The following is a 14,387-nucleotide window of genomic DNA, read 5'->3' on the forward strand; positions in this document are numbered from 1 at the left end:
CGCCGTGCCCCCGCACCGCGCCCCTCACCGCCCCCGCCCCCGCTCGATGGCCGACTCCACCGCCGCGATCCGGTCCGCGAGGAGTCCCAGCGCCGCCACCGCACGGCTCACGGGATCCTCCTCGGGACCGCCGAGGGTGCGGGCGCGGGTGTGAGCGGTCTTCACCTCGGTCCAGCGGGCTGCTTGCGCCGGGGTCAACGTGCCGCGCAGTTCGGCGAGTTTGAGCAGGTTGGCCTCGGCGCCCGTGGTGAGGGTCTGCGCCTCGGCCGTGTAGTGGTCGTCGACGACGGCCTCGCGTTCGGTGTCGTTCATGACCGGACGCAGGCGCCCGGCGATCCGGTTCATGTCGCGGTAGGAGCCCTGGAGGCGGAAGGGTGGTTCCGTGCGGGCGGCCTCCGACTGGGCGGCGGAGGCGATGTAGGCCTCGTTCACCGTCAGCACCGTCTCGCGGACCGTCAGCACATGGCGCAGCACGGCCACGGCGGCCGCCAGTTCGGCCGGCGGCATCGGGCGGGTGAGGCGGTCGGCGCGGGCCGTCGGGTCGGCGCCGGCCAGCCGGACCAGGAGGTCCAGGTCGGCGCGGTCGCGGGCGGCGAGCGGGGCGAGCACCGGGTTGGCGGTGAGGGCGTTCTCGACGAAGCTGAGCGCGAAGACGTCCTCCTTGCCGGTGAGGACGTCGCCGAGATTCCACACGTCGGCGCGGTTGGCGAGCATGTCGGGGATGCGGAAGCGCTCGCCCGACTCGGTGTAGGGGTTGCCGGCCATGCAGACCGCGAAGCGCTTGCCGCGCAGGTCGTAGGTGCGCGGTTCGCCGTCCCACACGCCGTCCACCCGCCGGGTGGCGTCGCACAGCGGGATGAACTTCTGCAGCAGCTCGGGCGAGGTGTGCTGGATGTCGTCCAGGTACAGGAGCGTGTTGTTGCCGGCCGCCAGCGCGAAGTTGATCTTCTCGATCTCGCGGTGGGCGGTGGCGTTCGGGGTGTCGGCGGGGTCCAGCGAGGTGACGGTGTGGCCGAGTGCCGGGCCGCTGACCCTGACCAGCATCAGGCCGAGCCGGTCGGCGACGTACTCCATGAGCGTCGTCTTGCCGTAGCCGGGCGGGGAGACCAGCAGGAGCAGACCGCCGGTGTCGGTGCGCTTGGACTCGCCGGTGGTGCCCAGCTGCCGGGCCAGGCTGTCGCCGATCAGCGGCAGGTAGACCTCGTCGACGAGCCGGTTCCGGACGAACGCCGACATCACCCGGGGGCGGTGGTCGTCCAGACGGAGCCGGTCGCGCTCGGCGGCCACCAGGGCCGTACGGCGGCGCTGGTAGGCACGGAAGGCCGGGACCTCCTCGGCCGCGAAGCGTGCGGTGCGGGTCAGGAACTCGTCGAGGCGCAACGGTAGTCGGCCGCCCGCCACGCGCGGGTGCGTGCCCAGCAGGCCCTCCGCCGTCGCGGTGAGCGGGGCGTCGCCGTCGTAGCGGGGCAGGTCCGGGCAGAGCTCGGCGGCGACCGCCTCGGCCAGTTCGCCGGGTCCGGCCTCGGTACCGCTGGCGGCGGCGTACGCGGCGAGCCAGGCGTGCACCACCTGCCGGCGCGCGGCCAGGCCGGCCAGCCCCTCCAGGTCCGCGCGGTAAGTCCCGTCCGCGTGCCGGAACTTCTCCAGCAGGGTGCGCGCCGTGAGGCCGAGGACGAAGCCCTGGGGGCCGCCGGTCAGCTCTTCGAAGAGGTACGCGGCGGCCGGCCCGCCCGCCACCGACGCGTCCCAGGCCTCGATCGCCCCCGCCAGCTCCCGCTCCAGTTCCCCGATGGCCGGTACGGCACCGAAGGCGTCCCGGGCCCGGGCCAGTGACGCCGCCCGCCGGGACCAGGCCGTCCGGGCCTCCCCCGTCGTGCCGTGCGCCCAGAACAGCTGGGCGCAGGCGCGGGCGGCGGGCTCGTGCCGCAGGGTGCCGGCGCCCTCGTGCAGCGGCAGCAGGGCCTGGAGCACGAGCGTCGCGTCGTGGTCGTGGACGCCGCGCTCGTAGCCCTCGTCGTACGACTCCTGCGCCGCCCGGCGGACCAGGTCCGGCAGGTCGTCGGCGGCGGCGAGGGCGGCCGGGCCGTGCTCGGCGAGCAGGCGGGCGGCGAGGTGCTCGGCGCGGTAGACCTCGGGTGACTCGGACGGCAGGTGGCGGTCCCAGCAGGGGCGGTACGCGGCGAAGTCCGGGTCGGCGACCGGGGCGCGGTAGTCCGTGCCGGTGACCGCGAAGGCGAGGAGGTCGCCGTGCGGGACGAGGGTGAGGTCGAGCGGCTGGGTGTTGACGGCGAAACGGTGGCCGCCGAGCAGCAGGGTGCGGCCGTCGTCGGCGTACAGGTCGGCGCGGTCGCGCAGGGCGCGGGCGGCCTCCTGGCGGGCGGACTTCAGCCGGCCGCCCAGTTCCTCGGCGCGCACGCTGTCGCCGAGGGCGCGCAGTTCGTCGGCGGTGCGGCGCACCTTGGCGACCAGCGGGTCGGAGGCGAAGTACGTGGTGACCGCGTCCGTGTCGGCCAGCGTGGCGGCTCGGCGGGCGACCGACTCCAGCATGCGCCCCGCCGAGAGCGCGAGCTGCTCGGCGCGGCGGGCGCGGGCGTCGGCGAGGGACTGCTTGCGGGCGGCGAACGCCTCGTAGATCTCGGCGCGCCGGTCGGCGAGCTCCGCGAGGAAGTCGTCGAACTCGGCGAACCGTCCGTCCAGGTCCTCCAACCGGCCCAGCACGGAGGCGAGTTGGTCGTCGCACTCCTCGGGGGTGCCGGACGCGGCGAGCGCGGCGCTGACGGCCTGGGCGAGCAGCGCGGTCTCGGCGGCGAACTCGGCCCGCCCCTCGCTGTCCTGGAGGCTGCGACGGCGGGCGTCCAGGGTCGCCCGGGCCCGGTTGACACCGCCCAGCACCTCGGCGATCCGCTCCAGGACGGCCGTACGGACGGTGGCGTCGGCGATGTCGAGGCCGGTCACCACCTCGGTGACCGTGCGCAGCCCGTCGGCGAGCTCGTCGAGCCGGGCGGCGACCGGCGCGCCCTGGGCCACGGTCTCGACGGCCGCCGCCTCCCCGACCAGCCGCTCGACCTCCGCCTGCTGCCCCGCGAAGGCGTCCTCGCGCGCCAGGAACTGCACCGCGCGCCGCCCGAAGGAGGCGAGGTCGCCCTCGGCAGCGGCCGCCAGGTCCGCCAGCCGGGCGGCATCGACGTACCGCAGCTCCCGCAGCGTCAGCAGGTGCCCGTGCGCGTGCCGGAGTTCGGTCAGTCCGCGCACCCAGGCGGCGGCCTCGCGCGGCGCCTCGCCGCGCAGCCGGCGCACCACGGCGGCGATCCGCCCCTCGGCCTCGTCGAGGGCGTCCGCGGCGTGCCGGGTCAGCTCCCGTACCGTCTCGAACTCGCCCAGCACCTGCTCGGCGGCCGTACGGACCTCACCCAACGGGCGTGCCAGATCATCCAGTTCGGGATCGCTGAGCCAGTGATGGACGTCAGCGGCGCGCACACAGGCCGCCGCCAGCGCCCGGTACCCCTCGCTCGTCTCGACGCCGTCGGCCACCAGCCGGGCCACGGACAGGCAGTCGGCGAGCCCGCGCACGAGATCGGCGTTGCCGACCCGGGCGAACGCGCCGGTGCCGGTGCGCAGCGCGGCGGCGTGCGTGTCGGACACGTACGGCGAGGTCCACCACTGCACCGGATGGGTGTGCGCCGGCTCCTCGCCCCCGGCACGCAGCACGGCGAGCGCACCGTCCTCGAACAGCGCCCAGCCCCGGCACGGCAGCGGGTTCGCGACCTCCTTGCGCAGGGTGTTGTACGACAGCAGCAGCGCGCGTCCGCCGGCCCGGGACCGGAAGGCGTACAGCACGTCCTCGCCGTTCGGGGCGTGCACCTCGCGCTCGAACTCCAGCCCGGCGACGTCGAGTTCGTACGTCTTGTGGGCCCCGCCCGCCAGGCAGTACCCGCCGGGGAAGACGATCCCCTGCTCCTCGGGCAGCCGCCGGCACGCCTGCCCGATCCCGTCGAGCCGTACGACGGTCCGGGACAGCGTGTCGAACACGAGGTACCGGTCGTCCCCCTCCTTGTACGGCCGCACCCGCAGCAGCACGAGTGCACCGACCCGCGCATGCGCGACCGCCGCGTCGGCGAGTGCCTGCAGCGGCTCCTGCACGGGTTCGGCGTACAGCTCCTCGCCTGCCGGGGTGCGTACGGTGAGCGATCCGCCGACGGTGGTCACCCCCAGACCCCCGGGTACGGCGACGTACTGGTCCCGGCCGAGGACGTGATCCTCGCGGGTGGTCTCCGTCCAGGTCACGTCCTGGGCCGGCGGGAAGACGTCGTCGCGGTCGCCGCGCGCGTCCAGGAACGCCACTCGGCCGTCCTCGGCGAGGCTCCAGCGCAGCACGCGGACGTCCTCGGCCTTCTCGCCGGTGCGGAACACCGCCAGCAGCCGGCCGTCGACCCGGCGCAGCCGCAGCAGCCGGGCCTGCCGGTAGTACCGGTGCAGGGCGGTGAACTCCCGCACGAACGCCGGGTCGCCGAGCAGTCCGGGGACGGTGTCCTCGGGCCGCCGCTCGCCGTCGCGGCCGTACAGCGCGAGTACGTCCGCGGCTTCGCCGGTTGCGCCGGTTGCGCCGGTTGCGCCGAACAGCAGGGTGTCTCCTACGGCCACGATGTCGCTCGGGACGCAGGGGTGCTCGGTGCGGAGGCGAGCGGTGGCCGCGAGGTCCAGCCGGGCCGAGCCGAACTCCTCGGCCCGGCGGGCGTTGAGCGCGGACGCCCTCCGGGCCAGGTCGGCGGCGTGCGCGGCGAGCCGGTCGCGGAGCACCTCGTAGGTGCCGGCGTCCACCTGCGGCGCCTCAGCGGTGGCCATGGCGTGTGCTTCCCTTCGTGGGCTGTGCGGCTACGGGCTCGGGGCTGCGGGGCATCTGCCGGGTGCGGATGCACAGTGCCTGGGCACGCCCACGCGGCGGAGCCGCATATCGGCGGAGCCCCGCGCCCCTTCGGGGGCGCTGCCCTCAGCTCCCCGTGCCGCTTCCGTTCAGTGCTGTCACCGGTGTGTCCGACAGGCCCAGTTCGCTCGCCCGGTCGAGGAGTTTCTGGAGCTGTCCCGCCTGCGGGCCGCCGTTCTTGATCTGCTTCGCCAGCAGCGCCGACACCGTCAGGTTCCGCACGTCCGCCGAGCCGAGTGAGCCGAGGAAGTGGGAGAGGTCGTCGGTGAAGCTGCCCGAGCCGTCCAGCCAGGGCTTCGCCAGCGCCTGCGCGGTGCGGGAGCTGTCGACGAAGCCGTCCACGCCCTTGCCGAGGGAGATGGAGGACACCAGGCGGTCGAAGAAGACGGACTCCCCGCCGACGATGTCGATGTCGGCGTGCTCCAGGCCGGTCGCCAGCACCGTCGCCTGCGCCTCGGCCACCTGCCGCTGTGTCTCCAGGCCGGCCAGCCGGATCTCCTTCTCCGCCTGCAGCCGCAGCCGGTACTCCTCGTGCCCCCGCGAGGCCTCGTCCAGCGCGGCCATCGCGGCGGCCTTCTCGGTCAGACCGGCGGCCTCGGCCTTCAGCTTCTCGCCGATGGCGGTGGCCTCCGCGAGCGCCTTGGCCCTGGTCCCCTCCGCCTCGGCCAGGCCCTTGGCCCGCGTGCCCTCCGCCTCGGCCTTCAGCCGCGCCTCGGTGGCCTCCGCGGCCGCCCGCGCGCCCTCGGCCTCCGCGAGCCCCTTCGCCCGCGCGCCCTCGGCCTCGGCGAGCGCCTTGGCCTGGGTGCCCTCGGCCTCGGCGCGCAGCCGCGCCCCGGTGGCCTCCGCCGCCGCGCGCCCGGCCTTGACGGTGACCTCGGCCTCCTTGTCGCGGACCTGCACCGCGGCAAGCCCTTCGGCGGCGGTTTCGGCCTGGACGCCCTCGGCGAGCCGCAGCTTGGCCCGGGCGTCGAGATCGGCGGTCTTCAACCGGGCCTCGGCCAGGGTGAGTTCCTCGGCGGCGCGGTGCGTGGCGGCCTGCTCGGCCGCCTCGGCGGCCTTGATGTCCTTGACCAGCTTCTCCTGCGCCTCCGCCTCGGCGGCGATGACGAGCGCCTGCCGCTCGCGCTCCGCCTCCTCGACCACGCGCAGCTTCTTGATGGACTCCTCCTGCTCGGCGACCGTACGGTCCACCGCGACCCGCTCCCGGACGACCTCGGCGATCTCCCGCTTCTCCGCCTCGACCTCCTTCTCGGCGGCGATCTTCGTCAGCTGGGTCTCCCGCTCCCGCGCGATGACCTCCAGCAGGCGGTCCTTCTCGATGCGCTCGTTCTCCACGGCGAGGACCCGCTCGCGGTTCTTCGCGGCGACGGCGATCTCGCGGGCCTGGTTCTCGCGCTGCACGCCGAGCTGTTCCTCGGTGCGCAGGAAGGCGCCCTGGGCGCGCAGCCGTTCCTCCTCCACCACGCGGGCGGTCTCGGCCTCCTCGCGGGCCCGGGAGGTCTCGATCTCCCGCTTCTGCTTGATCTCGGCGTCCGCCTGGCGCCGCTCCAGCTCCAGGATGGCCTCGCGGGCGTCGACGTCCTGGCGGGTGATCTCCTTCTGCTCGTTGCGCTTGGCCTCGTTGGTGCGCACGTGCTCGATCGCCGTCAGTTCGGTGATCTTGCGGATGCCCTCGGCGTCGAGGACGTTGGCCGGGTCCATCTGGGAGAGCGGGGTCTGCTCCAGGTAGTCGATCGCCGCGTCCTCGAGGTGGTAGCCGTTGAGGTCGATGCCGATCAACTCGATGATGTGGTACCGGAGTTCCTCGCGCTTGGTGTAGAGATCGGTGAAGTCCATCTGCTTGCCGACGGTCTTCAGCGCCTCGGAGAACTTCGCGTGGAACAGCTCCTGGAGCGTGTCCTGGTGGCTGGCGCGCTCGGTGCCGACGGTCTGGGCGACCTTGATGACGTCCGGGACGGTCTTGTTGACCTTCACGAAGAACAGGATCCGGATGTCGGCGCGGATGTTGTCCCGGCAGATCAGTCCGTCCCGCCCCGAGCGGCTGATCTCGATGGTCTTCACCGAGATGTCCATGACCTCGGCCTTGTGCAGGATCGGCAGCACGACCTGGCCGGTGAAGGACACGTCCACCTGGCGCGTCTTCGACACGATCAGGGCCTGGCTCTGGTCCACCTTGCGGTACAGCCGGGAAAACGCGAACACCGCGAGCACCACGGCGACGAGACAGACGGCGACGAGCACGCCGAGGGCTTCCATGGCATACGTCCTTGCGTCAGACGATGAAGTACGGAGCCCCCCGGGATCGCGGTGCCGGACCAGGTACCGGACCCCCGTACCGGTCCTTGGCCCCCGGTCGTTCGCCGGTGTCCGGCACCGCGATCCTCCGTAGTGCTCCCCGCGGACGATGGTGCGGCCGGGGCATGCGCCCGCGCATTGCCGGTGTCCGGCAGTGTTCACTAGGGTCTGGATGCCGGACAGGCGCTAAGAAAACGTCACCGGCGCGTCAAGATCGCGGGAGCACGGGGGACGGGGGCCGGGACCGGCATGGGGGACAGGCACGACATACGCGAAGCGTCCGAGCACTATCTGGACGGTTTCACCCGGACACTGTCCGAGGTTTCGGCCACCGGACGGCGGTTGACCAGGGAGGAGCTGAAGACCCGGCGGACCCTGGGCGAGCAGGCCGCCGAGGCCGGGCACGGACTGCGCGCGCTGATCGTGGCGCACCTGGCCGCCACCCGCGCCGCCTGGCCGGGCGTGCCCGGCTCGGCCGAGAGCGGCCTGGCCACGCTGGCCGCCGTCGAGCAGGCGATCGACGCGTTCGCCGAGGGCTACGAACGCGCCCAGCGGCTCTCCGTACGCCGCGAGGAGGCCGCCCGCCGGGAGTTCATCGACGATCTGCTCTACGGCCGCAGCGACCTGGGCCGCCTCGCCGAGCGCGCCGAACGCTTCGGCCTGCACCTGTCCCGGGCACACGCGGTGGCGGTCGCCGAGGGCCCGGCCGCCTATGTCGAGAGCGGGCCGGTCGCCCGCCGGGTCGAGGCCGCCGTGCTCGCCCGCTTCGACTCCCGCAGCATCCTGCTCACCACCAAGAACGGCCGGCTGCTGTGCATCGCGCCCGGCGACGAGGACGAGATCCTCCTGCACTTCGCCAAGCAGGCTTACGCGGCGACGGGCACCGCAGGCGCAGCACTGCGGGTCGCCATCGGCCGCCCGCAGCACGGCGCCGGCGGGGTCGTGCAGTCGTACGAGGAGGCCCTCGCCGCGCTGGAGATGGCCACCCGGCTCGGCCTGACCGGGCCGGTGCTGCGCGCCGCCGACCTCCTCGTCTACCCGGTGCTGGCCCGGGACCGGCAGGCGCTGGTCGACCTGGTGACCCACACCCTCGACCCGCTCACCAAGGCCCGCGGCGGGGCCGTACCCCTCCTGGACACGCTCAGCACGTACTTCGACTCCGGCTGCGTGGCCGCCGAGGCCGCCCGCCGGCTCTCCCTCAGCGTCCGCGCGCTCACCTACCGCCTGGAACGCATCCACAAGCTCACCGGCGCCGATCCCGCCGACCCGGCGCACCGCTACATGCTCCAGACGGCCGTGATCGGCGCGCGCCTGTTGGACTGGCCGAGCCGGCCCCTGTGAGCGGCGGCTCCGACGCGTCGAAAGTACTTGCATTTATGGAAAGTACTGTCCATGCTTAGGGTATCCACCGGGGCGGCCCGACCACCCGCCCCTCCAGGACAACCGCCCGCATGGAGGCACACATGACCAGCACGGGGGACCCGATGGACGCCCGGCAGGCACGGGACGCGCTCGCCGCCGCCTGCGCCGCACGCACCGCGGCACGAAAGGCGAGCGAGGCCAACGAGCGGAGCAGGCCCCGGCGTTACGCCATCGGCCAGGGCCTGACCTTCGCGGCCGGCTTCACCGCGTTCGGGCTGGCCAACCTGATGCCGCGGTACGGGACATGGCTGACGCTCGCCGGGCTGGCCTGCGCGGTCGGCTTCTTCGCGCTGATCTGGACCGGCGCCCACCACGGAGGAGTGACCCGCTGGTTCAGCCGGGACTGCGGATCCCGGCGCCGGGCCTGGGAGCTCTGGGTGGCTCCGCTCCTCTCGCTCGCCATCAGCGTGCTGGCCGCCATCCCGTACGGCGAGACGGGCTGGCTCATCGCCTTCGGCCTGACCACCGGCGCGGAGCACGTGCTGCGCGCGTTCCGGCAGCAGCGGGTCGGCACCGCATGACCGGCCCCGCGGGCGGCGCGCCCCCCGCTCTCGACCGCGAACTGCACCACCCGACCCGGCTGGCCCTCGCCGCCTATCTCTCGGCGTGCGGCGAGGCGGAGTTCGCCGTGCTGCGGGACTACTGCCAGGTCTCCGACTCCACGCTGAGCAAGACCCTCTCCGCGCTGGAGAAGACCGGCTACGTCAGCATCCGCAAGGGCTACCTCGGCAAGCGCCCGCGCACCTGGGCCGCACTCACGCTCACCGGCCGCAGGGCGCTCGCCCGCCATCTGGCCGCGCTGGAGGAGATCGCGGCGACGGCCCGGCGCGCCGCGGGTGCCGGTACCGGCGCGGAGGAGACCCCCGGCGGCTGAGGTACCGCACCCGGAGGCCTACTCCTCGTCGGCGGTGCGCACCGGGGTCGCGCGCCCGGGCTCCGGCAGCTCGGCCAGCTCCGCCCGGACCAGCAGGACGTCACCGATGAAGAGGTCGTACACGACGATCCCGGCCACACCGCCGATCAGCGGCCCGACGACGGGGATCCACCAGTAGCCGCTGTACACGCCGGACACGCTGCCCGGGAAGGCGAGGCTGCCCCAGCCCTCCGCATAGGTGAGCAGGCGCGGCCCGAAGTCACGGGCCGGGTTGATGGCATAGCCCGCGTTGGCGCCGTAGGACAAGCCGATGGCGGCGACGACGAAGCCCACGATCAGCGGGCCGAGGTTGGCCTTCACGGCCTGGTTGCGCAGGTCGAGGACGGCGGCGATCAGCATCAGCAGGAACGCCGTACCGACGATCTGGTCGATCAGCGGCCCCCAGATCCCGCCGTGGTAGTACGCCGCCGGGAACGTGGCGAAGATCGAGAAGGTGGCGTTCGTGTGCCCGTTCACCTTCGGCGCGGGCGAGACGGCGTCATACGCGTCGATGGCCTGGTGGTACACGAGATAGACCAGCGCGGCGCCGGTGAGCGCGCCGGCCACCTGCGAGAACCAGTACGGCAGGACCTTGGCCCAGGAGAATCCCCGGCGCACCGCCATGGCCAGGGTCACCGCCGGGTTGATGTGGGCACCGCTGACGCCGCCGGCCACGTACACGCCGAAGACGACCGCGAACGCCCAGCCCCAGGTGATCAGCAGCCAGTCACCGGCCGCCAGGAAGATCGTGGTGGGCGTCGCCGCACGGCCGGAACCGGGCAGCGCGGCGACCGCCGTCGCGACCACACCGCAGCCGAAGGAGATGAGCACGAACGTCCCGAGGAACTCGGCGAGGCACTCGCCCAGCAGTCCGCCCCGGGCTCTGAGCCGGGACGGCTTGATGATCGCGGGGATTTCGACAGCCACGGAGGCCCCTTTGAAGAGAGCAATACGGCCAATATCGCCATATTGGCTTACGAAACCTCGCCCCGCAGGGTGACAGTGCTCCGTCAGCCGTCAGGGTCCCCGGCTCAGCTGTCGAGGTCGTCGGCGAAGTGCCGGAACCCGTGCCGGTCCCGGTGCATGCCCCACAGCGTCTCCGCCAGCACCTCCGGATCCTTGCGGGCGTGCCCCAAAGTGATCGCCCCCGGGATCACCAGCTGCGCGACATGGATGCCCTCGCCGGCCAGCCGCTCGTGCAGCAGATGGCCGTACGCGCTCTCCGCTGCGAACGCGATGGACGTCCCGGCCCGTTCGGTGTGCGGTACGACGGCGGTCCCGCCGTTGACGAAGAGGATCGTGCCGCGCCCCAGCCGGCGCATCCCCGGCAGCACCTGCTGCACGGCGGCGACGGGGCCGTACACGGAGAACTCGATGGGCCCGACCAGATCCCGGTACCGGGTCTCCAGCACGGGCCGCATGAAGTCCCGGTGCGGCACCGGGCTGTACTGCAGCACCTCGACGGTGCCGATCTCGTCCGCCGCCCGCCGCAGAGCCGCGGACAGCTCCTCCGGCCTGCGCACGTCGGCGACGAACCCCCGGGCCGTCACCCCACTGCCCTCGAGGTCCCGCACCAGCACGTCGAGCCGGTCCCGTTCCCGGGCGAAGAGGGCCACCGCGAACCCCTCCCGCCCGAACCGCCGTGCGACGGCGGCCCCGAGCCCGGGCCCGGCGCCCACAATGGCGATACTGCTCATGCCGACCATCCGTACCGCACCGGGCACCACCCCACACACACGCGGGACTCCACCATGCCGACTCGCCCGGTGTGCCGTTGGAGGCCGAGCGGGCGGAGTTCCCGAACGACGTGGTGGCGGCACGCCCGGGCCTTACGGGCAATCCCCGGCGGGACCACGTATGGGCGGACGTGATCGAGCCGGTGCCCTAGACGGCCTCGCGCTCGACCGCCTGAGCGTGGGGCCCGCGGAGCCGTTCCACCTGTACGGCCGTGACGGCCCGTACGGCGAGGGCGCCGGCGATCGCGGCGCCCACCACGGCGGCGTCGCACACGAGCAGCGGCCACACCTCGCCGTAGGCACGCCCGATGATCTCGTCCGTGGAGTCGCGGTACACGACCCCCACCCCGCCGAGCGTCCCCAGCAGCCACAGCGCCCACCACACGTTGACGGATCCGGGCAGCCGCCGTCCGGGAGCGCTGCAGCGGAAGGCGTCGACGACGATCCCGCGCGGTATCCACAGATTGAACACGGGCAGGACCCACCCGAGATACACCCAGAACCCCAGGTACTTCGGTGTTTCCCCCGACAGCGCCCGCGCGTTGTCCCGCAGCCGCCACAGCCAGGACAGGTACAGCAGCGCACAGACCAGGGCGAGCCCGGCCCCCGCCGAGGTCACCCAGTGGTACGAGTCCTCCAGGGAGTTGAGCGGCCGGTGCACCCCGTTGCCCTGGTCCGGGGGCCCGTCGCCCGGCTCCCCCGCGACGGCGAGCCGCACCTCCCACACCCCGCGCACGAGCCAGGCGAGCCCGGCGAGCAGCAATCCCCCGACAGCCAGCTGCCCGGCCACCTGCACCGGCCGGTACGCCGGCCGGTGGGCGGCGAACTGATCTTCCACTTCGGTCATCCCGCCATCCTGTCGTACGAAAACCGCAGGCCACCAGAGGCCTCGGGCGAGGGGCGCCGCTACGCCGTCCGGGTGCATCCGTCACGCGGTTGGCCGCGCGTCGGGCGGCGTGTGCCCGCTCCCACGGCAAAGGATGGCCAGTAGCCGACGTATGGCGTGCGCGGACCGCGAGCATCAGGAGACAGACGACTTGTGAGCATCCTCAACGAACCCCATGGTGCCGCCACGGCCGAGGACGCCTACGAGAGCGAGGTGCCGGTCCGGGGCAGGCAGCCCGGCAACGTCGTGGTGAAGTGGATGACGACCACCGACCACAAGACGATCGGCACGCTGTATCTGGCGACGTCGTTCGCGTTCTTCCTGATCGGTGGCGTGATGGCCCTGATCATGCGCGCCGAGCTGGCCCGGCCGGGGCTGCAGATCGTCTCGAACGAGCAGTTCAACCAGCTGTTCACGATGCACGGCACCGTGATGCTGCTGATGTTCGCGACACCGCTGTTCGCGGGTTTCACCAACTGGATCATGCCGCTGCAGATCGGCGCTCCGGACGTGGCGTTCCCGCGGCTGAACATGTTCGCCTACTGGTTGTACCTGTTCGGCTCGACGATCGCGGTCGGCGGCTTCCTCACCCCGGACGGTGCGGCCGACTTCGGCTGGTTCGCCTACTCCCCGCTGACGGACGCGGTCCACTCGCCGGGCGTCGGCGGCGACCTGTGGATCATGGGCCTGGCCTTCTCCGGCTTCGGCACCATCCTCGGCTCGGTCAACTTCATCACCACCATCGTCTGCATGCGCGCTCCCGGCCTGACCATGTTCCGCATGTCGATCTTCGTGTGGACCGTCCTGCTGACCGGTGTCCTGGTCCTGCTGGTCTTCCCGATCCTGGCCGCCGCCCTGTTCGCGCTGGAGGCGGACCGCAAGTTCGGCGCCCACGTCTTCGACGCGGCCAACGGCGGAGCCCTGCTCTGGCAACACCTCTTCTGGTTCTTCGGCCATCCCGAGGTGTACATCATCGCCCTGCCGTTCTTCGGCATCATCAGCGAGATCATCCCGGTGTTCTCCCGCAAGCCGATGTTCGGCTACATGGGCCTGATCGCCGCGACCATCGCGATCGCCGGTCTGTCCGCGACGGTGTGGGCCCACCACATGTACGTCACCGGCGGGGTGCTGCTGCCGTTCTTCTCCTTCATGACGTTCCTGATCGCCGTGCCGACCGGCGTGAAGTTCTTCAACTGGATCGGCACGATGTGGAAGGGCAGTCTGTCCTTCGAGACCCCGATGCTCTGGGCGACCGGCTTCCTGGTCACGTTCCTCTTCGGCGGCCTGACGGGAGTGATCCTGGCCTCCCCGCCGATGGACTTCCACGTCTCCGACTCGTACTTCGTGGTGGCCCACTTCCACTACGTGGTCTTCGGCACGGTCGTCTTCGCGATGTTCGCCGGCTTCCACTTCTGGTGGCCGAAGTGGACCGGCAAGATGCTGGACGAACGCCTGGGCAAGATGACCTTCTGGACGCTCTTCGTCGGCTTCCACACCACCTTCCTGGTCCAGCACTGGCTGGGCGCCGAGGGCATGCCGCGCCGTTACGCCGACTACCTGGCGGCCGACGGCTTCACCGCCCTGAACACGGTCTCCACCATCGGCTCGTTCCTGCTCGGCATGTCGATGCTGCCGTTCCTCTACAACGTCTGGAAGACGGCCAAGTACGGCAAGCCGGTCGCCATCGACGACCCCTGGGGCTACGGCCGCTCCCTGGAGTGGGCGACCTCCTGCCCGCCCCCGCGGCACAACTTCGTCACCCTGCCCCGCATCCGCAGCGAGTCCCCGGCGTTCGACCTGCACCACCCCGACATCGCGATGCAGGAGCACGAGCGCCCGGTCCCGGCGCGGCCCGACCGAGGACAGGGGTGAGCGGTCCGCCGAGGCAGGGCGCCGACGACGCGCTCGCCAACGAGGTCGAGGGATACCTGCTCTGGCAGGCCCGCATCGCCGAGGCCGAGCAGCGCGCACGGGAGTTCACCGGGCCCCTGGAGTGGCTGACGACGGCGCAGCGCGAGGAGATCGAACACCGCTACGTCGCCGACAGCCTGGCCCGCTCCCGGACCGACCTGGAACGCATCGCGGCCCGCTGCAGGTCGCTGCGCGCCGAGTACGAACACCGCTACCAGGACCTCAAACGCCGCTGTGTGGCCCTGACCCTCGCGGTGTGCACGAGCTGCACGGCCCTGGCGACGCTGTTCCTGCTCCTGTGAG

Annotated in this window: 10 protein-coding genes; 5 read left to right on the forward strand and 5 right to left on the reverse strand. The window is 72.5% G+C overall.

All coding sequences use genetic code 11. From position 1 onward, the window contains the following. Positions 1-24: 24 nt before the first annotated feature. Together ACWGJ5_RS07815 and ACWGJ5_RS07820 are read right to left on the reverse strand one after the other, a co-directional pair. Positions 25-4,842: a DNA repair ATPase gene (locus ACWGJ5_RS07815; RefSeq protein ID WP_453308884.1), complete on the reverse strand. Its 4,818-nt coding sequence runs from the start codon at positions 4,840-4,842 to the stop codon at positions 25-27. Positions 4,843-4,987: 145 nt separating this feature from the next. After that, positions 4,988-7,177 carry a flotillin family protein gene (locus tag ACWGJ5_RS07820; protein WP_453308885.1) on the reverse strand — a complete coding sequence of 730 codons (2,190 nt, stop codon included), beginning with the start codon at positions 7,175-7,177 and terminating at the stop codon, positions 4,988-4,990. Between the two features lie 288 nt (positions 7,178-7,465). On the opposite strand from ACWGJ5_RS07820, the gene ACWGJ5_RS07825 reads away from it, so the two are divergent. The 3 genes from ACWGJ5_RS07825 to ACWGJ5_RS07835 all read left to right on the forward strand — a co-directional run bounded on the left by ACWGJ5_RS07825 (position 7,466) and on the right by ACWGJ5_RS07835 (position 9,512). Continuing rightward, positions 7,466-8,557 carry a PucR family transcriptional regulator gene (locus ACWGJ5_RS07825; RefSeq protein ID WP_453308886.1) on the forward strand — a complete coding sequence of 364 codons (1,092 nt, stop codon included), beginning with the start codon at positions 7,466-7,468 and terminating at the stop codon, positions 8,555-8,557. A 122-nt stretch (positions 8,558-8,679) separates the two neighbouring features. Continuing rightward, entirely contained in the window at positions 8,680-9,159 is a 480-nt protein-coding gene (locus ACWGJ5_RS07830) for a hypothetical protein (protein WP_453308887.1), read from the forward strand. Beyond that, positions 9,156-9,512, forward strand: coding sequence for a winged helix-turn-helix domain-containing protein (locus tag ACWGJ5_RS07835; protein WP_453308888.1), 357 nt, complete (start codon positions 9,156-9,158; stop codon positions 9,510-9,512). Before ACWGJ5_RS07830 ends, ACWGJ5_RS07835 begins: the two co-directional genes overlap by 4 nt. A gap of 18 nt (positions 9,513-9,530) precedes the next feature. Here the strand turns inward: ACWGJ5_RS07835 and ACWGJ5_RS07840 are convergent, their stop codons facing one another. The 3 genes from ACWGJ5_RS07840 to ACWGJ5_RS07850 form a co-directional block, all read right to left on the reverse strand. Then, positions 9,531-10,478 carry an MIP/aquaporin family protein gene (locus tag ACWGJ5_RS07840; protein ID WP_453308889.1) on the reverse strand — a complete coding sequence of 316 codons (948 nt, stop codon included), beginning with the start codon at positions 10,476-10,478 and terminating at the stop codon, positions 9,531-9,533. A 104-nt stretch (positions 10,479-10,582) separates the two neighbouring features. Beyond that, positions 10,583-11,248: an SDR family NAD(P)-dependent oxidoreductase gene (locus ACWGJ5_RS07845; protein WP_453308890.1), complete on the reverse strand. Its 666-nt coding sequence runs from the start codon at positions 11,246-11,248 to the stop codon at positions 10,583-10,585. A 187-nt stretch (positions 11,249-11,435) separates the two neighbouring features. After that, a complete protein-coding gene (locus ACWGJ5_RS07850; protein ID WP_453308891.1) occupies positions 11,436-12,134 on the reverse strand; it encodes a DUF4328 domain-containing protein in 699 nt (232 codons plus the stop codon). A 192-nt stretch (positions 12,135-12,326) separates the two neighbouring features. Between ACWGJ5_RS07850 and ctaD the strand changes: the two genes are divergently transcribed. Further along, on the forward strand, positions 12,327-14,045 hold the full coding sequence (ctaD, locus tag ACWGJ5_RS07855) for an aa3-type cytochrome oxidase subunit I (protein WP_453308892.1): 1,719 nt from the start codon (positions 12,327-12,329) through the stop codon (positions 14,043-14,045). Further along, a complete protein-coding gene (locus tag ACWGJ5_RS07860; RefSeq protein ID WP_453308893.1) occupies positions 14,042-14,386 on the forward strand; it encodes a cytochrome C oxidase subunit I in 345 nt (114 codons plus the stop codon). Before ctaD ends, ACWGJ5_RS07860 begins: the two co-directional genes overlap by 4 nt. Position 14,387: the final 1 nt, after the last annotated feature.

The organism is Streptomyces sp. NPDC054783 (assembly GCF_053611725.1).